General features: G+C 74.5%; 16 protein-coding genes. 12 read left to right on the top strand and 4 right to left on the bottom strand.

Annotated elements, in window-relative coordinates; translation table 11 throughout:
• The first annotated feature begins 67 nt into the window (after positions 1-67).
• From ACZ5FU_RS20065 to ACZ5FU_RS20045, 5 genes are read left to right on the top strand one after another with little or no spacing between them, the layout of a single operon-like run.
• Entirely contained in the window at positions 68-799 is a 732-nt protein-coding gene (locus ACZ5FU_RS20065; protein WP_469045987.1) for a methyltransferase domain-containing protein, read from the top strand.
• Complete coding sequence (locus ACZ5FU_RS20060) at positions 796-2,403, top strand: FAD-dependent oxidoreductase (protein ID WP_468646589.1); 1,608 nt, start codon at positions 796-798, stop codon at positions 2,401-2,403. The genes ACZ5FU_RS20065 and ACZ5FU_RS20060 overlap by 4 nt, the downstream gene beginning before the upstream one ends.
• Before the next feature lie 58 nt (positions 2,404-2,461).
• On the top strand, positions 2,462-4,168 hold the full coding sequence (locus ACZ5FU_RS20055; protein ID WP_469045985.1) for a SpoIIE family protein phosphatase: 1,707 nt from the start codon (positions 2,462-2,464) through the stop codon (positions 4,166-4,168).
• On the top strand, positions 4,165-5,259 hold the full coding sequence (locus tag ACZ5FU_RS20050; RefSeq protein ID WP_468646591.1) for a cobalamin B12-binding domain-containing protein: 1,095 nt from the start codon (positions 4,165-4,167) through the stop codon (positions 5,257-5,259). Before ACZ5FU_RS20055 ends, ACZ5FU_RS20050 begins: the two co-directional genes overlap by 4 nt.
• Positions 5,256-5,648 carry an STAS domain-containing protein gene (locus ACZ5FU_RS20045; RefSeq protein ID WP_469045983.1) on the top strand — a complete coding sequence of 131 codons (393 nt, stop codon included), beginning with the start codon at positions 5,256-5,258 and terminating at the stop codon, positions 5,646-5,648. Before ACZ5FU_RS20050 ends, ACZ5FU_RS20045 begins: the two co-directional genes overlap by 4 nt.
• A 395-nt stretch (positions 5,649-6,043) precedes the next feature.
• On the opposite strand, the gene ACZ5FU_RS20040 is transcribed toward ACZ5FU_RS20045, so the two are convergent.
• Positions 6,044-6,607, bottom strand: coding sequence for a Dps family protein (locus ACZ5FU_RS20040; RefSeq protein WP_451528577.1), 564 nt, complete (start codon positions 6,605-6,607; stop codon positions 6,044-6,046).
• 326 nt (positions 6,608-6,933) lie between these two features.
• Between ACZ5FU_RS20040 and ACZ5FU_RS20035 the strand changes: the two genes are divergently transcribed.
• Together ACZ5FU_RS20035 and ACZ5FU_RS20030 are read left to right on the top strand one after the other, a co-directional pair.
• On the top strand, positions 6,934-7,728 hold the full coding sequence (locus tag ACZ5FU_RS20035) for an MEDS domain-containing protein (RefSeq protein ID WP_451528576.1): 795 nt from the start codon (positions 6,934-6,936) through the stop codon (positions 7,726-7,728).
• The gene (locus tag ACZ5FU_RS20030; protein WP_451528575.1) at positions 7,725-8,681 is read left to right on the top strand and encodes an anti-sigma factor RsbA family regulatory protein; all 957 of its coding nucleotides are present in this window, start codon (positions 7,725-7,727) and stop codon (positions 8,679-8,681) included. Before ACZ5FU_RS20035 ends, ACZ5FU_RS20030 begins: the two co-directional genes overlap by 4 nt.
• A gap of 48 nt (positions 8,682-8,729) precedes the next feature.
• Here ACZ5FU_RS20030 and ACZ5FU_RS20025 read toward each other — a convergent pair whose 3' ends face one another.
• The gene (locus tag ACZ5FU_RS20025) at positions 8,730-9,620 is read right to left on the bottom strand and encodes an SDR family oxidoreductase (protein WP_468838151.1); all 891 of its coding nucleotides are present in this window, start codon (positions 9,618-9,620) and stop codon (positions 8,730-8,732) included.
• A gap of 345 nt (positions 9,621-9,965) precedes the next feature.
• Here ACZ5FU_RS20025 and ACZ5FU_RS20020 point away from each other — a divergent pair, with 345 nt between their 5' ends.
• Both ACZ5FU_RS20020 and ACZ5FU_RS20015 read left to right on the top strand, forming a co-directional pair.
• Complete coding sequence (locus tag ACZ5FU_RS20020; RefSeq protein ID WP_469045982.1) at positions 9,966-10,961, top strand: glycoside hydrolase family 11 protein; 996 nt, start codon at positions 9,966-9,968, stop codon at positions 10,959-10,961.
• A 32-nt stretch (positions 10,962-10,993) separates the two neighbouring features.
• Positions 10,994-11,971, top strand: coding sequence for a polysaccharide deacetylase family protein (locus tag ACZ5FU_RS20015; RefSeq protein WP_469045980.1), 978 nt, complete (start codon positions 10,994-10,996; stop codon positions 11,969-11,971).
• A gap of 133 nt (positions 11,972-12,104) precedes the next feature.
• Here the strand turns inward: ACZ5FU_RS20015 and ACZ5FU_RS20010 are convergent, their stop codons facing one another.
• Positions 12,105-12,554 (bottom strand): MarR family winged helix-turn-helix transcriptional regulator, encoded by a 450-nt coding sequence (locus tag ACZ5FU_RS20010; RefSeq protein ID WP_469045978.1) that lies wholly within the window; start codon positions 12,552-12,554, stop codon positions 12,105-12,107.
• Between the two features lie 222 nt (positions 12,555-12,776).
• Here ACZ5FU_RS20010 and ACZ5FU_RS20005 point away from each other — a divergent pair, with 222 nt between their 5' ends.
• The 3 genes from ACZ5FU_RS20005 to ACZ5FU_RS19995 all read left to right on the top strand — a co-directional run bounded on the left by ACZ5FU_RS20005 (position 12,777) and on the right by ACZ5FU_RS19995 (position 17,396).
• The gene (locus ACZ5FU_RS20005) at positions 12,777-13,334 is read left to right on the top strand and encodes a quercetin 2,3-dioxygenase (protein ID WP_451528570.1); all 558 of its coding nucleotides are present in this window, start codon (positions 12,777-12,779) and stop codon (positions 13,332-13,334) included.
• Positions 13,331-14,197, top strand: coding sequence for an alpha/beta hydrolase fold domain-containing protein (locus ACZ5FU_RS20000; protein WP_469045976.1), 867 nt, complete (start codon positions 13,331-13,333; stop codon positions 14,195-14,197). The genes ACZ5FU_RS20005 and ACZ5FU_RS20000 overlap by 4 nt, the downstream gene beginning before the upstream one ends.
• Positions 14,198-14,348: 151 nt before the next feature.
• Complete coding sequence (locus ACZ5FU_RS19995) at positions 14,349-17,396, top strand: glycosyl hydrolase (RefSeq protein ID WP_469045974.1); 3,048 nt, start codon at positions 14,349-14,351, stop codon at positions 17,394-17,396.
• A 61-nt stretch (positions 17,397-17,457) separates the two neighbouring features.
• Here ACZ5FU_RS19995 and ACZ5FU_RS19990 read toward each other — a convergent pair whose 3' ends face one another.
• Complete coding sequence (locus tag ACZ5FU_RS19990) at positions 17,458-19,578, bottom strand: alpha-galactosidase (protein WP_451528567.1); 2,121 nt, start codon at positions 19,576-19,578, stop codon at positions 17,458-17,460.
• Between the last annotated feature and the right edge of the window lie 30 nt (positions 19,579-19,608).

Genomic DNA, 19,608 nt, shown 5'->3' with positions numbered 1-19,608 from the left:
ACCCGGCGCGGCGCCCGCCCGCCGCCCGCCACCACCCGCCCCACGCCCCACGCCCCGAGGAGACCTGATGACCCTGCTGCGCGACGCGGATCTGGCCGCCGCGTTCGACCGTGCCGCCCGCAGCTACGACACCCTGGTGGCCGCCAACCCCGGCTACCACGCCCACCTGCGGCGCTCCGCGCGCCGCCTCGGCCTGCCGCACGGCGGGGCCGGTCTGCGCGTCCTGGACCTGGGCTGCGGCACCGGCGCCTCCACGGCCGCCCTGGCCGCGGTGTTCCCCGAGGCGCGGATCACCGCGGTGGACGCCTCCGCCGGGATGCTGGAGGAGGCGTCCCGCAAACGGTGGCGGCAGGACGTGAGCTTCGTCCACACCCCGGCGGAACGCCTGGCGGAGGTGGGGGCCGGCGGACCCTACGACGCGGTCTTCGCCGCCTACCTCTTCCGCAACGCCACCGACCCGGACGCGGTGCTCGCCGCGGTGCGCGGGGCGCTCGAGCCGCGGGGCCGGCTCGCCGTCCACGAGTACACCCTCAGCGGCCGGGCCGCCCACCGCGCGCTGTGGACGGCGGTGTGCCGGGGCTTCGTGCTCCCCGTCGCCACCGCCCTCGGCGACGGCGAGCTGTACCGCCACCTCTGGCACAGCGTCGTCCGGTTCGACACGGTCGACGCCTTCGCCCGCAGGGTCCGCTCCGCCGGCTTCGAGCAGGTGCGGGCGCTGCCCCTGCCCGGCTGGCAGACCGGCATCACCCACACCGTCGTCGCCCGCCGGCCGGGCTGCGCCACGGCGGCCGGGCGATGACGGCGCCGCGCCGCCCCGAGGCGGCCCGCCGCGGCAGGGACCGCATGGCCCGCACGATCCGCCCCCGCCCCGGAGCACCCGCGCTCACCGGCGACCACCGGCCGACCACCGCCGTCGTGGGCGGCGGCATCGCCGGTCTCGCGGCGGCGACGGCCCTGGCCGAACGAGGCGTACGCGTCACCCTCCACGAACGCGGACCGGCCCTCGGCGGACGGCTGGCCGGGTGGCCGACCACGCTGGCCGACGGCAGCACCGTCACCATGAGCCGCGGTTTCCACGCGTTCTTCCGCCAGTACTACAACCTGCGCGGACTGCTGCGGCGCACCGATCCGGGGCTCCGCCGCCTGACCGGCCTGCCCGACTACCCGCTGCGCCACAGCAGCGGCACGCACGACAGCTTCCGGCGCGTTCCGCGCACCCCGCCGTGGAGCGCGCTGGGGTTCGTCGCGCTGAGCCCCACCTTCGGCCTGCGCGACCTCGCCCGCATGAACCCGGTCGCCGCCCTGCCCCTGCTGGACGTACGGGTGCCGGACGTGTACGCACGCCTCGACGACGTCAGCGCCCACGACTTCCTGCGGTCGATCCGCTTCCCCGAGGCCGCGCACCACCTCGCGTTCGAGGTGTTCTCCCGGAGCTTCTTCGCCGATCCCCGCGGCCTGTCGGCGGCCGAGATGGTGCTGATGTTCCACATCTACTTCCTCGGCTCCGCCGAGGGGCTCCTCTTCGACGTGCCCGACGAGCCCTTCCCCGCCGCGCTCTGGGACCCCCTGGCCGGCTATCTGGAGGGCCACGGCACCGAACTGCGGACCGGCACGTCCGTCGAGGCGGTCGAACCCACCGGGGACGGCGGCTTCCGCGTGGCCGCCGCGGGCGAGGAGCGGCGGTACGACAGCGTGGTCCTCGCCCTGGACACGGCCGGCCTGCGTTCGGTGGTCGCCGGTTCCCCGCGGCTGGCCGACGCCGCGTGGCGCGAACGCGTGGCCGGGCTCCGCACCGCCCCGCCCTTCCTGGTCTCGCGCCTGTGGCTGGACCGTCCCGTCGCCGCCGACCGGCCCGGCTTCCTCGGCACCGGCGGCTACGGCTCCCTCGACAACGTCAGCGTGCTGGAACGCTGGGAGGGCGAAGCCGCGCGCTGGGCCGCCCGCACCGGGGGCTCCGTCGTGGAACTGCACGCCTACGCCCTGCCGGAGCGGGCCTCCCGCGACGCCGAACAGCGCCGCCTGCTGGAGCAGCTGCACCGGGTGTACCCGGAGACGCGCGCGGCGAGGATCGTCGACGCCCGCCACGAGTGGCGGGCCGACTGCCCGCTGTTCCCCGTCGGCGGCCACGGCGACCGGCCGGCCGTGCGCACCACCGACCCCGGACTGGTGGTCGCCGGCGACCTGGTCCGCACGGACCTGCCGGTGGCCCTGATGGAACGGGCCGCCACGAGCGGCTTCCTCGCCGCCAACGCCCTCCTGGAACGCTGGGGGGTCGCGGGCCAGACCCTGTGGACCGTGCCCGACCGCGGACGCGGTGCGCTGCTGCGCGGGCTCGCCCGTGCGGGAAGGGAACGGGGGCACGAGGTTGCGCACGCCGTGCCGAGTGAGAGACGGTTGTCGTAGGACAACATTTTCCAGTCGTAGGAAGGGGGTGGGGCGCGCACCGCGCGTCCCCCCGCTCGTGATCTCCTCACCAGGTTCCCCCACCCGCTCCCACGGTGGCGCCGGCAGCGTCGGCGCCACCTGGAACGACGCCCCGTACCCGGTTCTCGTCATGGGACGCGAGGGTGACGTCGTCGAGATCAACGACGCCGCCCGCTCGATCCTGCCCCGGCCCGCCGGCGACGACCGGCCGGAGCGGTGGTCCGTACCGTCCTGGCTGTCCGACGCGCACCGCGGGCCGACGGGGACGGGCGCCGGGAGCCGTCCGCCGGAGCCGGCCGAGGGGACGATCGACGGGCGCACCTTCCGGGCCCATCCGACCACCGGCCCGGCCCTCGGCGGCGACGTGGTGTGGTGGCTGGTCGAGGACACCGACCTCAGGCTCGCCGAGCGGGCGCTGAGGAGTTCACGGGAGCGGGCCGCCGTCTTGGCCGAGGTCTCCAGCGCCCTGCTGTCGTCGCTCAACGTCGACCAGTGCCTGGAGACGATCGCGAGGACGGCCGCCGACCACCTCGCGGACGCCGCCGTGGTCGTCGCACCGGCACCGGGCCGCCGCCATGCCCTGACGTACGCCGGCGGCGGGGGCCGCGTCACCCGGGCCGTCCTCGAGGTCGACACCGACTCGGTCCCCGGTCTGGCCGAGGCGCTCCAGGGGTTCCCGCCCGTCCCCGCCCGCTGGATCAGCCCGGACGACATCCCCGACTGGGCGGTCCCGCCCGGCTTCACCGGCCCCGTCGGCCCGGTGATCGTCGCCCCGCTGCCCGGTCACGGCGTCCCGGCCGGTGCGCTGGTCCTGCTCCGGGCCGGTGACCACGGGGTGTTCAGCGAGGGCGAGGAGGTCTTCGCGCACCTGTTCGCCGCCCGGGCAGGGGCGGCGCTGTCCGCGGCCCGCCTCTACGCCGAGCAGTCCTCGATCGCCGCGGTGCTGATGCGGGAACTCCTGCCGCCGACCGTGCGGCACGTGCACGGCGTCGGCTACGCCGGCCGCTACCGCGCCTCCCGCGACCACGAACGCGTCGGCGGCGACTTCTACGACGTGCACCCCGGCGCGGACCCCTCGCAGGAGACGCTGGTGGTCCTGGGCGACGTCGCCGGCAAGGGGCTGGAGGCCGCCGCGCTGACCGGCAAGATCCGCAGCATCCTCCAGGCGCTGCTGCCGCTCGCCGACGACCACCAACGGGTGCTCACCCTCCTCAACAGCGCCCTGCTCAACTCCCACCACACCCGGTTCGCCACCCTGATGCTGGTCTCCGCGCGGCGCCGGGCCGGACAGGTCCACCTGCGGGTGACCAGCGCCGGCCACCTGCCCGCGCTGATCGTGCGCCGCGACGGACGGGTGGAGGAGGTCGACAGCTCCGGCCAGCTCGTCGGCGCCCTCCCGCAGGTGAGCGCGCGCACCGCGGCGGCCGTCCTCGGGCCGGGCGAGACGTGCCTGCTGTACACCGACGGCATCACCGAGGCCCGCGGCGGCCCCCTGGGCGACCGGCTGTACGGTGAGCACCGGCTGCGCGCCGCCTTCGCCGAATGCGCGAGAATGCCCGCGGAAGCCGTGGTCGAACGCGTCCAGATGCTCGCGGCACAGTGGCTGGGAGGGAGCAGGCACGACGACATGGCGGCCCTGGCCATCACCAACCCGACGAGCGACCGGGGCCGGCTCCACCTCGTGGACGGACCCGCTGTCCGGACCCGGGCCGCGCAGGAGTGGACGGAGGAAGAAGGCGCATGAGCGATGCGCGAACGACCGATCGCGAGATCGCTCCGTTGCGCGAACGGCTGTGGACGGCGGCGGCCGTGGACGCGGACGAGGCGGGCGCGGTCGCCGTCCTGCGCGGCGCCGCACGGGACGGCCGGCCCCGGGAGACCCTGCTCCTCGACGTCGTCGCCGCCGTGCAGCGACGGGTGGGCGAGGAGTGGGCCGCCAACCGGATCACGGTGGCCACCGAACACGCCGCCACCGCCGTCAACGCGGGTGCCGTGTCGGCCCTCGTCCACGACCTCCCCCGGCCCGCCCGGCACCGGCCGCGGGTGACCGTGGCCTGCGTGGACGGGGAGTGGCACGCCTTCGCGGCCCGACTGCTCGCGGAGACCCTGCGCTGCCGCGGCTGGCGGGTGGACTTCCTGGGCGCCCACGTACCCACGCCCCACCTGGTCGCCCACCTGCACGCCACGGGACCCGAGGCCGTCCTGCTCTCGGCGTCGCTCCCCACCCGGCTGCCCACGGCGCACGCGGCGCTCACCGCGTGCCGGTCGACCGGCGTCCCGGTCCTGGTGGGCGGTCCCGCCTTCGGCCCCGACGGGCGCGAGGCCCGCGCGCTGCGCGCCGACGGCTGGGCGGCGGACGCGCGGCACGCCGCCGACCTGCTGGAGGCGGGTCTCGAGAGGCCGCACGCGGCGGCCCGGCACCGGACCGAGGACCTGCCGCACCTGGCCGACCAGGAGTACACGCTGATCACCCGTACCAGGACCGCCCTGGTACGGCAGGTGCTGCACGACCTGTGGGAGCGGTCCCCGGTGATGCGGTCGTACACCGAGGAGCAGCAGGACCGCACGGCCGAGGACATCCAGCACATCATCGAGTTCCTGGCCACGGCCCTCTACCTCGACGACCCGGACGTCCTGGCCCGCTTCGTCGGCTGGACCGCCGGCATCCTCACCGCCCGGGGCGTCCCCGTCGATTCGCTCCACCTCGGCCTGACGGTGCTCGCCGGCCACCTGTACGACTTCCCCCGCGCACGACGCTTCCTGAACGAGACGGCGCTGGGCCTCGACTCGTTCGCCACCCCTCTCTCCGTCACCGGCACAGGAACCCCCGCATGAGCACCCACGTCCCCTTCCAGATCACCACCGCCGTCTCCGTCCCGGACGCCCTCACCATGGCGGTCGTGGGCGAACTCGACCACGACGCCGGGCACTTCCCGGCCCTGCTCACGTGCGCCGTCGACGACCACGCGCGCCGCCACGGGACGACGCTGCGCGACCTCCACCTGGACTGCGCCGGCCTCACCCTGATCGACTCGACGGGACTGGCCATGCTTCTCATGCTGCGCCGGCGGACCTACCCGGCCGGGGTCACCCTGCACCTCGACAACCGGCCCGCCCACCTGGAACGCATGCTCCAGCTCACCGGAACCGCCGAGTACCTGACCGAGCCCCAGCCCGGTGCCGGGCGGTACGCCGACGAGCCGGACAGCGCGCCCGCGCCCTGACGCCGGCCCCCGGGGCACGTCCGGCCCTTCGCGTCGGATCGGCGCGCCGTCGTGTCGGCGCGCGGCACCCGGTGCCGGGGCACCCCCCACGCCGTTCGGGCGGCGGGGAGGCTCCGCGGGTGCGGAGGATCATCCGCGTACGGGGCGCACGCGGGTGATCCGGCGGCGCAGCGTGGGGGCACCCCCGGCCGAAGGCCGGGGGAGTGCCGTGCCGGGCGCCGCGCGCCCGGCGGGAACGGTCGGACACACCCGGGCCGGCACCAGTCGCCCGCGCGCCGACGGCGGAGTCCCACGCCCGGCTCGCCCGTCCCGCCGCACGGCGGCCGAGGCACGGGCGGCGGGACGGGCGATGCACAAGCGGCCGGCCGGGCGGGCGGCGCCGGCCGGCCGGGCGATCAGTCCAGTGCGGCGCCGCGGGCGGCGGCCTCGCGCTCGGTGCCGGCGTCGGCCGTCGCCAGGGTGCCGTTCGCGCTCTCGAGGTGGGCACGGACGAACCACTGGAACTGCTCCAGGTCCCGCAACTGCTCGATCAGCAGGTCCTCGGTGGCGGGATCGAGCTCGCCGACCTCCTTGATCGAGCTCCGTACGCCCTCGATCAGACCGGTGTAGACGACATCGAGGGCGCCGAGGTGCGCGATCGCGCTGTCCCGGCCGATGGAGTAGTCCTGCCAGGTCCGCTCCTCGACCAGCGCGCCGGGCGTGCCCTGCGCGACCCCGCCCAGGGCCGCGATGCGCTCGGCCACGTCGTCGGCCATCTCGCGCACCCGGTCGACCTGGGGGTCGATCATCTCGTGCACGGAGATGAAGTGCGGGCCCACCACGTTCCAGTGCACGTGCTTGAGGGTGAGGTGCAGATCGTTCAGGGCGTGCAGCCGCAGACGCAGCGTGCCGATGAGACGGCCGGCGGTCTCCCGCTCGATGCCCGGAACGGTGTACTTGGGAGTCAGGTCCTTCGCCATCTGCGCAGCTCCTTCAGGTCATGGGGTGTTCGGTGCCCTGGTGCCCCGCACCCGGTGCGACAGGCCTGTGAACCGCGTCGCTCCACCGATCGGACCACCGGATCGGCCGCGGCGCGGGCCGGAGGCCGCCGTACGGGTGTCGGCGCCGCACGGACCGGTCGTGCCCCGGCCGGCGTCCGGGCGGGGTGGGCCACCGCGTGCGGTACCGGCGACATTCCGGACCTGCCGGCCACCCGGACGCACAGGTGTCACCCGGATGCACAGGGAGACCCGTCAGGGCCGTGGCCTGGGCCAGTAGGGTGAAGGAGTGAACGAGGGGAGCAGCGGTGAGAGCGGCGCGTAGCCTGGCGACGCTGGACGAGGTGGAGAGCGGCGACCACGTCTGTCAGTTCCTGGAGCCGGCCGAGGACGTGGTGGAGCGCAGCCGCGCCTTCGTGGCCGACGGCGCGCTCTTCGGCGACAAACTGGTCATCGTCGGCACGGACGAGCCTCCCGCTCCGCACCTCGCCGACACCCCGGCCCGCGTCGTCCTGGACCCGGCCCGCCTGGACGGCTCCCTGCTGGCCGCGGTGCGCAGGGAGGCCGACAGCGCCGGACGCGAGGGTTTCCGGGCCCTGCGGATCCTGCGGCACGTGACGGCCGGTCACCGCGACTCCCGGCCCGACGCCATGCTCCAGAGCGAACTGGACCTGGAGGAGTTCGCCGCGGACAGCGGTGCGATGGTGCTGTGCACCTACCGGCCCGGCGACTGGGACCCGCCGACGCTCGACCAAGTCAGGTGTGTGCATCCCCACCACGTGGGCAGCCGACCGGCAGCGCCTGAGTTCCGGGTGTACACAACCGGAGAGGGCCGTTGGACAGTGAGCGGAGTGATCGATTCCGAAGGTGCCGCGGCGTTCGGCACGGTGCTGCGCAGCCTGGTCTCCCACGCCGCGACGCTCCGCCTGGTCTGCCACGGCCTGGAGTTCTTCGACGCGGCGGGCATGCGTGCCCTGGCCGACGCCGCCAGGTTCCTGCCGGAGCGCACGGTGATCGTCGAGGGGGCCAACGAGACCGTACGCCTGAGCTGGGGGCTCTCGGGATACGCCGTACCGGAGGTGCCGGTGGTGATGGTGCCATGACCGTCTCGTCCCCGAAGGGCTTCACGGACACCTCCGCGGGATACCGGCACGAGCTGTACCCGTACCGGGGCCGCCGGGAGTTCCTCGACGGCACCCTGGACTTCATCCACGAGGCGCTCGACGAGGGCGAGGCCGTCGTCGTGGCCGTGCCCCCGGACAAGGTGACGCTGCTGCGCGCGGAACTTCCCCGGCTGTCGCCGGTCCGCTTCGTCGACACCGGTGCCGTCGCCCACCATCCCGGCCGCCTCATCGCCGCCTGGCAGCGGTGGGTGGGGGAGTACACCGCCCAGGGCCGGCCCGTGCGGGGCATCGGCGAGTCGCCCTGGGACGCCGCCCGCAGCCGGGCCGAGGTGCGCGAACTGCAGTACTACGAGTGGCTGCTCAACAAGGCCTTCGCCGACAGCCCCGCCTGGTGGCTGCTGTGCCCCTACGACACCGACGGCGGGCACGCCGACCTGAAGGCGATGGCCCGCTGCCACCCCGAGGTGCGCCGGGACGGCCGCTCGCAGGCGAGCGAGGCGTACGACGCGGAGGCGGTCTACCGGTTCGAGCCCCTCGACCGGCCGTGCGACCCGTACGAGGAGCTGCCCTACGTCGGCGGAGAGCTGTCGGCGGTGCGCGCGAAGATCGCCGAGTGCGCCCGGCGGCACGGTCTGGGCGGCTCGCGGCTGAGGGAGCTGTCCCTGGCCGCCACGGAGATCGCGGGCAACAGCATCAAGCACGGCGGCGGCCACGGAGTGCTCCGGACCTGGGTCGAGGACGACCGCATGATCTGCGAGTTCCGCGACCGCGGTCACCTGGACGACCCCCTCGTGGGCCGGACCGGTCCGGACGCCGCGCAGGTCGGCGGCCGCGGACTGTGGCTGGCGCACCAGCTCTGCGACCTCGTCGAGATCCGCTCCACCCCCGAGGAGGGGACGACCGTCCGCCTGCACATGGCGCTGCACGCCTGAGACCGGCCGGCGGAACCCCCGCCGGCCGGCCCCTCCCGCCGCCCGCCGTCAGGGCAGCGGTGTGCCCCCGGTCGCGTTGAGGATCTCCGCGGTGATGTAGCCGGCCTCCTGCGAGGCGAGGTAGACGTAGGCGGGCGCCAGTTCGGCCGGCTGCGCCGGACGGCCCATCGGGCTCTGCTTGCCGAACTCGGTCGTGTCGGGCATCGTCGCCGGGATCAGGGGCGTCCACACCGGGCCCGGCGCGACCGCGTTGACCCGGATGCCGCGCTCCGCGACCATCTGCGCCAGCCCGTGCGTGAACGTGACGATCGCGCCCTTCGTCATCGCGTAGTCGAGCAGATGCGGACTGGGCTGGTACGCCTGCACGGACGTGGAGTTGATGACGCAGGCGCCCCGCGGCATGTGCGGCAGCGCGAACTTGGTGAGCCAGAACATGCCGTAGAGGTTGGTGCGCAGGACGCGGTCGAACTGCTCGGTGGTGATCGCCTCGATGCCGTCCGGCTGGGACATCTGGTACGCCGCGTTGTTGACCAGGACGTCGATCCCCCCGAACTCCGCGACCGCCCGGTCGATCAGCGCCCTGCACCGGCTCTCCTCGCGGATGTCGCACGGGACCGCGACGGCCTTGCGGCCGGCGTCCTCGACCAGCCGGGCCGTCTCGCGGGCGTCGTCCTCCTCCTCGTCGAGGTGGGTGAACAGCACGTCGGCGCCCTCCCGGGCGTAGGCGAGGGCGACCGCCCGTCCGATGCCGGAGTCCCCGCCCGTGACGACCGCCCTGCGGCCCTCCAGCCGGCCGGAACCGCGGTAGGACTCCTCCCCGTGGTCGGGCGGCGGGTCCATCGGCCCGGTCCAGCCGGGGTGCGGCTGTTCCTGGGAGGGGAAGTCCGGCCGAGGGTGCTGGGTGGTGGGGTCCTGCTGCCTGCGGTGGTCGTCCGTCACGTGGACCTCCTCGTCCTCGGGATGCGTGGACGGGCCGGGTTCCCCTTCACGGACGGCCGAAAAGTACTCGTCGCACGTCCGCCCGCAAGCACTCCGATGTCCACCCGCAAGCACTCCGAATGTTTCGGAATGGTTGCGCCCCGTCAATGGATCTCCGCGACGCCCCTTCTTCCCCGCCCTTTCCCGGAGATCAACCTGGTGAGAGCTCTGGTCTGCTGAAATGCCACCCCTTTCCCTCTCCCTTTCCCGTCCGAACGTTTCGAAAGGAACATCGAAAGTGTTGACTGTTGACGCGGACAGCTCAACACTTTCGCCATTCCCGTCCCCGAAGGAAGAGGCGCGCACATGACCGCGTTCATCCATCCGAAGAGCCGCGGACGCGGGCGGTTCCGCCTGCTCGTCCGAAGTGCCTGGGCCGTCGCCCTGGCCGCCGTGGCGGCGATGCTGCTGCCGGGAGCCGCCCACGCGGACACCGTCGTCACGTCCAACCGGACCGGCACCGACAACGGCCACTACTACTCGTTCTGGACCGACAGCGCCGGGACCGTGTCCATGAACCTGGGTGCCGGCGGCTACAGCACCTCGTGGCGCAACACCGGCAACTTCGTCGCCGGCAAGGGCTGGAGCACCGGCGGCCGCAGGGCCGTGACCTACTCCGGCACCTTCAACCCGTCCGGCAACGCCTACCTGGCGCTCTACGGGTGGTCGACCAACCCGCTCGTGGAGTACTACATCGTCGACAACTGGGGCACCTACCGGCCCACCGGCACGTTCAAGGGCACGGTCACCAGCGACGGCGGCACCTACGACATCTACCAGACCACCCGGTACAACGCCCCCTCGATCGAGGGCACCCGCACCTTCAACCAGTACTGGAGCGTCCGGCAGTCGAAGCGGACCGGCGGGACCATCACCACGGGCAACCACTTCGACGCCTGGGCCCGCGCCGGGATGAGCCTGGGCACCTTCAACTACATGATCCTCGCCACCGAGGGATACCAGAGCAGCGGGAACTCCTCCATCACGCTGGGCGACGGCGGTTCGGGCGGTGGCGGGGGAGGCGGTGGCGGTGGCACCGGTTGTTCCGCGACCCTTTCGGCGGGTCAGCGGTGGGGTGACCGGTACAACCTGAACGTGTCGGTGAGCGGGTCGAGCGCCTGGACGGTGACGATGAACGTCCCGTCCCCGGCGAAGATCCTCTCCACCTGGAACGTCAGCGCCTCCTACCCCAGCAGTCAGGTGCTGACCGCGAGGCCCGACGGCAGTGGCGACAACTGGGGCGTCACCGTGCAGCCCAACGGCAACTGGACCTGGCCCACGGTCTCCTGCACATCCGGCTGACCCCGCCGTCCCCGAGTGGAGGACCGATCCCCATGAGCACCAGAGCACGTCTCGCGACGCGCAGGCCGGGCGCGGCCCTGGCCGTCCTCGCGCTGGCCGCCGCCGGCACCCTCACCGTCCAGGCGGCCCCGGCCGGGGCCGCCGCCTGCAACGGCTACGTCGGACTCACCTTCGACGACGGCCCGTCCGGGAACACCCCGGGCCTGCTCAACGCCCTCAAGCAGAACGGGCTCCGGGCCACCATGTTCAACCAGGGGCAGTACGCCGCCGCCAACCCCGCCCAGGTGCGCGCCCAGGTCGACGCCGGCATGTGGGTGGGCAACCACAGCTACACCCACCCGCACCTGCCGCAGCTCTCCTCGTCGCAGATCGACTCGGAGATCTCCCGCACCCAGCAGGCGATCGCCGCCGCGGGCGGCGGCACCCCGAAGCTGTTCCGGCCGCCGTACGGCGAGACCAACGCGACGGTGAAGTCGGTCGAGGCCAAGTACGGCCTCACCGAGGTCATCTGGGACGTCGACTCCCAGGACTGGAACGGCGCGAGCACCGACGCGATCGTCCAGGCCGCCGCGCGGCTCACCGACGGCCAGACCATCCTCCTGCACGACTGGTCCGCCAACACCCTCGCCGCCGTCCCCCGCATCGCGCAGGGCCTGGCGGGCCGCGGCCTGTGCGCCGGCATGATCTCCCCCCGGACCGGCCGGGCGGTGGCACCCGACAGCGACGGTGGAGGAGGTGGTGGCACCGGTTGTTCCGCGACCCTTTCGGCGGGGCAGCGGTGGGGTGACCGGTACAACCTGAACGTGTCGGTGAGCGGGTCGAGCGCCTGGACGGTGACGATGAACGTCCCGTCCCCGGCGAAGATCCTCTCCACCTGGAACGTCAGCGCCTCCTACCCCAGCAGCCAGGTGCTGACCGCGAAACCCAACGGCAGTGGCGACAACTGGGGCGTCACCGTGCAGCCCAACGGCAACTGGACCTGGCCCACGGTCTCCTGCACATCCGGCTGACCGTACGTCCGAGCCCGGCTCGCGGCGGGGCGTCCGGGACCCCGGGTGCCCCGCCGTGCCGCACGGCCGCGTCCGTCTCCCGCTCGCCGGGACCGGCGCCGCGCTCTCCGGCCGGCCCGTGGCGCCGCCCGGCTCAGCCCTTCGGACCGGGCGGCTCCGGAGACTCCCCCCAGGGCAGCTCCAGCACGGCCCGCAGCTCCCGCACCGACCGGCCGCCGATGCGCTCGGCCAGCGTGCTCTCGAGCGCGTCGAGCACACCCGTCGCGCGGTCGTGCGCGCGCCGGCCCGCCGGGGTCCGGCGGATGAGCAGCTGCCGGGCCGAGGCGGGGTGGGGGGCCTGCTCCAGCAGGCCCAGGGCGACCAGGGTGTGCACGGCCTTGTGCGCGGTCTGCCGGGTGACGCCCATCCGGCGGGCGAGCTCGGACACCGTCGTGCCCCGCTCGTCGAGGACCGCGAACAGCTGGAGCTGAGTGGACGACACCTGCTCGGCGCCGTCCGCCTCCAGGGCCGCCAGCAGGGCGTCGTCGAACCACCGACGGGCCTCGCCCAGCAGCTGCGGCAGGCTGCGGCGTCCGGCGTCCATGCGCTCTCCAGGTCGGACGAAGAAAAGGTCAGCGAAGTCTTGCACGCTCCCGAACCATTATGTCAGCCTGGCTGACATCTGGCGTCGGCGCGACCGCCGCACGTCCGCGCACGCCGGCGGCCGGCCGCGGCGTCGCGACCGTCGCCGGCTGTCGCGCGACCACCGCGCGACCGACCGCCGTCGGCCACCGCGCCACGCGCCACCGCACCACCGAGGAGAGCCGTGACCATCGAGTACGCCACCCAGTACCGCCGTGCCTCGCAGATCCCGCCCGACCCGGGCAAGCCGTACTTCATCGAGCGGGGCATGGGGGACCGCGCCCTGCTCTTCACCGACCTGTTCACCGTCTACGCGGGCGGCGAGCAGACGGAGAACACGTTCAACTTCTTCACCTGCGAGGGCCCCAAGGGCGACACCATCCCCGCCCACCTCCACCCGGACACCTACGAGGTCTTCTTCGTGACGGACGGCGCGGTGCGGCTGTTCGTCGAGGACACCGCGGGCGAGCAGTACGAAAAGCTCCTGACCAGCGGCGACTTCGGCTTCGTCCCGAAGAACTGCCCGCACGCCTACCGCATCGAGCGCCACGGCAGCCGGATCGTCGGCGTCGCCGCCGGCCCCGGCGGCACGTTCGAGCGCTTCTTCGAGAACCTCGGCACGCCCGTCGAGGGCCCCGGCCTGCCCCCGGCGCCGTACGTCCCGGAACGGAGCAAGTTCGCCACCGTGCCCCAGCAGTACGACGTGCGGTTCCTGCCCGGCCACCAGTGGCGCACCCCGTGACCGCGCGCGCCGACCTGCGCGCCGTCATCGCGGCCCCCCACCCGGACGAGGCCCCGCTGCCGCCGGCCGCGCACCTGGAGGACGGGGTCCGTCTCCTGCGCGGCGTCCCCTACGCGGACGTGCCGGGGACGCGGCCCCCCGAACTGGACCTGTGGCTCCCGGAGCGCCGCCCCGGCGCCCCGGCCGTCCCGCTCGTGCTGTTCGTGCACGGCGGGGCCTGGCGCCGGGGGAGGCGCGAGGACATGGGCCACCGGACGCGGGACTGGAGGCCCGGCCCCTTCGCCCGGATCGCCGCCGCCGGACTGGCCGTCGCCTCCGCCGACTACCGGCTCAGCGGCGAGGCCGTCTTCCCCGCCCCGCTGGACGACCTGCGCGCCGCCCTGCGCTGGCTCGTCCTGCGCGCCCCCGAACTCGGCGTGGACGCCGACCGGACGGCCGTGTGGGGCGAATCGGCCGGCGGGCATCTCGCCGCCCTGCTGGCCCTGTCCGAAGGGGCGTCCCGGCTGAAGGGCGCCGTCGCCTGGTACGCGCCCAGTGACCTGACCCGGCAGGGCCCCGGCACGCCGGAGGCGCTGCTCCTCGGGGCCGCCCCCGCCGACGTGCCGGAACTGGCCCGCGAGGCGAGCCCCGTGGCCCGGGTCCGGCCCGGCGCGCCGCCGTTCCTGCTGGCCCACGGCGAGGACGACTCCATGGTCGACTGCGGCCACAGCCGCGCGCTGGCCGCCCGGCTGACGGAGGCGGGCGTCCCGGTCGACCTGTGGACGGTGCCCGATGCCGACCACGTCTGGCACGGCCTGCCCGACGAGCGGGTCGAGGACCTCTTCGTCCGCACGCTGGACTGGGTCCGGACGGTGACCCGGTAGGGCCCCGGCGGAGGACCGCGCCCACGGGCCCCGGTGCGGCCGACCGTGTCCGACCTCTTGACCTGGTCCGAACGGCCGGTTTAGCGTTCCCGCGTCGATCATGATTGAAACGATTCAATCATGAGTTGTTCTCCCGGACTCGAGGCGCACCATGGATGAAGGCATGACGCAGAGCGGCGGCATACCCCGGCGGACGGCCCTGGCCGCGGGACTGGCGGCGGGGGCGGGGGCGACGGTCCTCGGCGCCCTGCCCGGCGTGGCGGCCGCCGCCCCCGCCGCGGCCCCCGCGACCGGAGCCACGGCCTCCGCGGCCGCGGAGGCCGCTCCCGGCGCCGACTGGTTCGCGAAGCCCCCGCGGTCCGTGCGCCCCAAGTTCCGCTGGTGGTGGCCGGACGGACTGGTCGACCCGGACGAGATCGCCCGCGAGATCGACCAGATCGCGGACGCCGGCTTCGGCGGCATGGAGATCGCCGCCGTCCACCACAGCGTCAAGGACAAGTCGGTCCTGGACACCGCCCGGCACGGCTGGGGCGGCGCGGCCTGGCGGGACGGCGTCGAGGCGGCCCTGGGCAGAGCCGCCAGACGCGGTGTCACCGTCGACCTCACCCTGGGCCCCGCCTGGCCCGTCGCGGTCCCCGGCGTCACCCCCGACGACGAGAGGGCCGCGCAGGAACTCGCCCACGGCCGGGCCGCCGTGGCCGGCGGAGCGGTGTACGAGGGCCCGGTGCCCCCGCCCGTCCACGCGCCCGCCCCCGGCGTCACCCGGCAGCGGCTCCTCGCCGTGCAGGCGGCCCGCGTCGACACCGCCCACTCCACCCGCAAGGAGACCGGCCTCGACCCCGCCAGTGTTCTCGACCTGACCTCACGGGTCACCGACGGAACCCTGTCCTGGACGGCCCCGCAGGACGGCGACTGGGTGCTGATCTCCTACTGGCGACGCGGCTCGGGACAGCAGCCCGAGTCCGGACCGCACACCGCGCCCGCGGCCTACGTCGTCGACCACTTCAGCGCCGCGGGCACCGGGGCCGTCACCGGCTTCTGGGAGCGGGAGATCCTGACGTCCCGGCTGCGCGGGCTGCTGAAGGCGGCGGGCGGCGCCTTCTTCGAGGACTCCGTGGAACTGGAGACCGACGGCCTGTGCTGGACCTCCGCGCTGCCGGAGGCCTTCGAGAGGCGCACGGGACGGCCGCTCCTGCCGTACCTGCCGGCGCTCGTGCTCGACAACAGCAACCAGGTCTTCGCGTTCGAGGCCCAGCTCACCCGGCAGATCCGGCACGACTTCTGGGCGACCGTGTCCGACCTGTTCAACCGGCACCACGTCCGCGCCCTGCGGGACTGGGCGCACTCCCTCGGCATGGAACTGCGCGCGCAGCCCTACGGCCTGCAGACCGACGCCATCGCCTCGGCCGCCCTGCTCGACATCGCCGAGGGCGAGTCCCTCGGCTTCAAGAACCTCGACGACTACCGCTGCCTGGCCGGCGGCCGGGACATGGCCGGGCACACCGTCCTGTCCTGCGAGGCGGGCGCCTACAACGGGTCCGCGTACAGCACGACCTGGGACCGCTTCCTGCGCACCATGGGCGGCGCCTACACGGCGGGCGTCAACCAGACGGTCCTGCACGGCTTCTCGTACGCCACCGCACCCCAGGTGAGCTGGCCCGGTTTCGCCGCGTTCAGCCCGTACAACGGCACCTCCGGGTACGGCGAGTCCTGGGGGCCGCGGCAGCCGACCTGGCGGCACGTCGCCGACATCGCCGACTACCTCGGCCGGGTGCACCGGGTGCTCCAGACGGGCACCGCCCGCGCCGACGTGGCGATCCTGCGCCAGACCGGCTACACCGCCACCGGCATCGGCGCCTCCTGGTTCACCGCGACGGGCGTCCCGCTCGGCTGGACCCACCAGTTCCTCAGCGGCCCCCTGCTCGACCTGCCCTCCGCCACCGTGCGCGACGGCCGCCTGGCGCCCGACGGCCCGGCGTACAAGGCCCTCTTCGTCGAGGGCGACTTCTTCTACGGCTCCACGCCCACCCTCGCCCTCGACGACGCCCGCAAGGTGCTCGCCCTCGCCCGCGCCGGACTGCCCGTGGTGCTGCTCGGCGCCTTCGACCAGGCCCTGACGCCGGGTGTGCCCGCGGACGGCGAGACCGACCGGCTGCGGGACGTCCTCGCCCGGCTGCTCGCCCTGCCGAACGTCGCCCGCGTCGCCGACAAGGCGCTCGTCGGCGACGCCCTGGCCCGGCTCGGCGTCACCCCGGACGTCCGCCACGGCACCCCCTCCACCCTCCTCAACGCCCACCGGGCGACCCCCGCGGCGGACTTCTACCACCTCTGCAACGGCAAGCACGCGGAGACCGTGAAGCCCGCCGTCGCGGTCGTCGACCACGACGTGACGCTGCGCCGCACCGGTTCCGGGGAGGCGGTGCCCTACCTCCTGGACCCCTGGTCGGGCGAGGTCGTCCGGCTCGCCCGCTACACCCGCGACGGCGACGACTTCACCCTGCGGATCACCCTCCGGCCGGGGGAGACGGCCGTCGTCGCGCTGGGCCGGCCCGGACTCTTCGGGGACCGCCACGGCGCCCGCCCGCACGTCGTCGCCACCGACGCCGACGAGGCCCTGTTCACCGACGAGGGGCTCGTCGTGCGGGCGGGCGCGCCCGGCACGTACACCACCCGGCCGGACCGGGGGCGGCCGGTCACCACGACGGTCCGTGCCGTCCCCGCGGTGATCACCCCGGGCCGGTGGCGGCTCGACGTCGAGGACTGGCGGCCCGGCACCGGTGCGACCCGCACCGAACACGTCGAGGTCACCGTCACCCTGGACGCGCTGCTGCCCTGGTCGCGCATCCCCGAACTGGCCGACAGCGCGGGGATCGGCCGCTACCGCACCACCCTGGACCTCCCCGCCGACTGGACCGCCTCCCACGGCGCCCGTCTGGAGCTCGGCCAGGTCAGCGACACGTGCCGGGTGAGCGTCAACGGCGTACGCCTCGGCCCGGTCGACCGGCTGCACCCCGTCGTCGACCTCGGCACCGCCCTGCTGCGGCCCGGCCCCAACGTCGTCGAGGTCGAGGTGGCGACGCCCCTGATCAACCGCCTCCGGGTGGCGCAGCCCGCCGTGTTCGGCGGCGTCGCCCGCCAGGACCACGGCCTGGTCGGACCGGTGCGCCTGGTGCCGTACGCGCAAGAACGCGTGTCCTGATCCCCGGTGCCGCGAGCGGGGGCCCGCCCGGTGCCCCCGCTCGCGGCACCTCGGGCCGTCGTCAGTCCGTGCGGACCAGGTGGACGGCCGCGCTCGACCAGTCGCCCCCCGGCAGGTCCAGGCACAGGCCGTACTCGGCGAGGACGGTGGCGTGGTGCACGGCGCCGGTGCGGGTGTCCCGGTAACGGGCGCCGGGCGTGAGCGCCGGCAGGCGCACCGGCAGGCGCGGCACGCCGTGCCGGGGCCCGCGCTGCCAGGCCAGCACGAGCAGCTCGGCGGCGTCCTCGCCGACGTACTGCACCACCGTCGGACGGTCCTCGCCGAGCGGCTCGGACAGCCGGTACAGCGCACCCTGCTGCACGAGGTGGCGCACCTTCTTGTACTCGGCCACCAGCTCCGCGCCCTCGGCCAGTTCCTCCTCCGACCAGCGGGTGAGGTCACCGCCGATGCCCAGCAGCCCGGCCATGGCGGAGTGGAAGCGGAACCGCAGCGGCACCGTGCGGCCGGTGAGCTGGTTCGGCACGTCGGTGACCCAGGCGGACATCGCGCGGGCGGGGTAGACCTGGCCGAAGCCGTGCTGGATGACCAGGCGGTCGACGGCGTCGGTGTTGTCCGACGCCCAGGCCTGGTCGGTGCGCGCGAGGATGCCGAGGTCGACGCGCCCGCCGCCCCCGCTGCACGTCTCGATCCGCAGCCCCGGGTGGTCGGCGCGCAGCCGGTCCAGGACGCCGTAGAGGTTGGTGACGTACGCGCTCCACAGCCGGTCGCCGTCCGGGGCGGCGCCGGGCCAGCCCGCCTCGCTGAAGGCGCGGTTCATGTCCCACTTCAGGAAGTCGACGGCGTGGTCGGCGACCAGGGCGGTGAGCCACCGGTACGCCCAGTCGGCCACGTCGTCGCGGGCGAAGTTGAGGACGAGCTGGTTGCGCAGCTCGCTGCGGACCCGGCCGGGGACGTGCAGGACCCAGTCGGGGTGCGCGCGGTACAGGTCGCTGTCGGGGTTGACCATCTCCGGCTCGACCCAGATGCCGAACCGCATGCCCAGCCCGTGCACGGTGTCGGACAGCGGGCCCAGGCCGTCGGGGAAGCGGTCGGGCGCCGGCGTCCAGTCGCCGAGACCGGCGCGGTCGCTGCGGCGCGAGCCGAACCAGCCGTCGTCGACGACGTACAGCTCGACGCCCAGCGCGGCGGCCCGCTCGGCGAGGGCCTTCTGGCTCGCCTCGTCGACGTCGAAGCCGGTGGCCTCCCACGAGTTGTAGAGCACCGGCGCCGTCTCGCCACCGCGCGGCAGGACGTGCGCGAGCGTGTACGCGTGCCAGGCGCGGCTCGCGGCGCCGAACCCGCCGTCGGTGCACAGGCCGGCGAACACGGGGGTGGCGTGCTCCTCGCCCGGCGCGAGCGGCAGGCTCACGCCCTCGTGACCGGCGCCGCCGGTCCAGCCGGCCCGCCCGTCGGGGGTGCGCTGCACGGTGACGCGCCAGGTCCCGGACCAGGCGAGGGCGGCGCTCCACACCCGCCCGTGGTCCTCGGTCGCGTCGCCGGCGTCGAGCATCACCCACGGGTTGGCGTGGTGGCTGGTGATGCCGCGCCTGCTGGTCAGCACGGTCTCGCCGTAGGGGAGGGTGTCCCGGCGCAGTTGGCTCTCGGCGGACCACTGCCCGGTGACGTGGCTGAGCCGGTAGTCGGGCAGCGCGGGCAGCGTCCAGGCGGCGGAGTCGGCCCGCAGGAGCTCGACGCGCTGGTCCCCGGCGTTGCGCAGCACGGTCCGGCGCTCGATGACGTCGGTGTCCTCGTGCACCCGGTAGTGGAGCGCCACGTGCAGGGGGTAGAGGCGGTCGCGGAACTCCAGGACGAGTTCGGCGCTGCCGGGCGCCGGCTCGTCCACCCGGTGTCCGACGGGCTCCCACTCGAAGGCGCGGGAGCCGTCGGCGTGACGGACCTGGAGGGAGGGCGGGCCGAAGCGGGTGCCCCCGTCGACGGGGAGTTCCTCGCCCACCGGCGACCGCCCTCCGAAACTGTCGCCCGCCGGTCCGGCGGGCAGGGGGAGCCCCTCCGCCTCGGCGAGGGTCAGCCGCGGCCCCCACGCCAGGTGGCAGGGCGCGCCCGTCTCGTCGATCCGCAGGGCGTACGACGTCCGCGGGGTGGTCAGCAGCCAGATCCCGGTGTCCGGGGAGAAGGAGATCATCGGTGTCGGGCCTCACGTGGATGAACGGGC

Source organism: Streptomyces sp. NPDC031554, from assembly GCF_055580685.1.
The sequence above is the reverse complement of the archived record's forward strand: the minus strand, read 5'-3'. Positions and strand labels throughout refer to the sequence as shown.

Excerpts from the sequence above, each read along its gene's own strand:
- ACZ5FU_RS20065 (WP_469045987.1), top strand. The coding sequence starts at position 68 with ATGACCCTGCTGCGCGACGCGGATCTGGCCGCCGCGTTCGACCGTGCC.
- ACZ5FU_RS20060 (WP_468646589.1), top strand. The coding sequence starts at position 796 with ATGACGGCGCCGCGCCGCCCCGAGGCGGCCCGCCGCGGCAGGGACCGC.
- ACZ5FU_RS20050 (WP_468646591.1), top strand. The coding sequence starts at position 4,165 with ATGAGCGATGCGCGAACGACCGATCGCGAGATCGCTCCGTTGCGCGAA.
- ACZ5FU_RS20045 (WP_469045983.1), top strand. The coding sequence starts at position 5,256 with ATGAGCACCCACGTCCCCTTCCAGATCACCACCGCCGTCTCCGTCCCG.
- ACZ5FU_RS20040 (WP_451528577.1), bottom strand. The coding sequence starts at position 6,607 with ATGGCGAAGGACCTGACTCCCAAGTACACCGTTCCGGGCATCGAGCGG.
- ACZ5FU_RS20030 (WP_451528575.1), top strand. The coding sequence starts at position 7,725 with ATGACCGTCTCGTCCCCGAAGGGCTTCACGGACACCTCCGCGGGATAC.
- ACZ5FU_RS20020 (WP_469045982.1), top strand. The coding sequence starts at position 9,966 with ATGACCGCGTTCATCCATCCGAAGAGCCGCGGACGCGGGCGGTTCCGC.
- ACZ5FU_RS20015 (WP_469045980.1), top strand. The coding sequence starts at position 10,994 with ATGAGCACCAGAGCACGTCTCGCGACGCGCAGGCCGGGCGCGGCCCTG.
- ACZ5FU_RS20010 (WP_469045978.1), bottom strand. The coding sequence starts at position 12,554 with ATGGACGCCGGACGCCGCAGCCTGCCGCAGCTGCTGGGCGAGGCCCGT.
- ACZ5FU_RS19995 (WP_469045974.1), top strand. The coding sequence starts at position 14,349 with ATGGATGAAGGCATGACGCAGAGCGGCGGCATACCCCGGCGGACGGCC.
- ACZ5FU_RS19990 (WP_451528567.1), bottom strand. The coding sequence starts at position 19,578 with ATGATCTCCTTCTCCCCGGACACCGGGATCTGGCTGCTGACCACCCCG.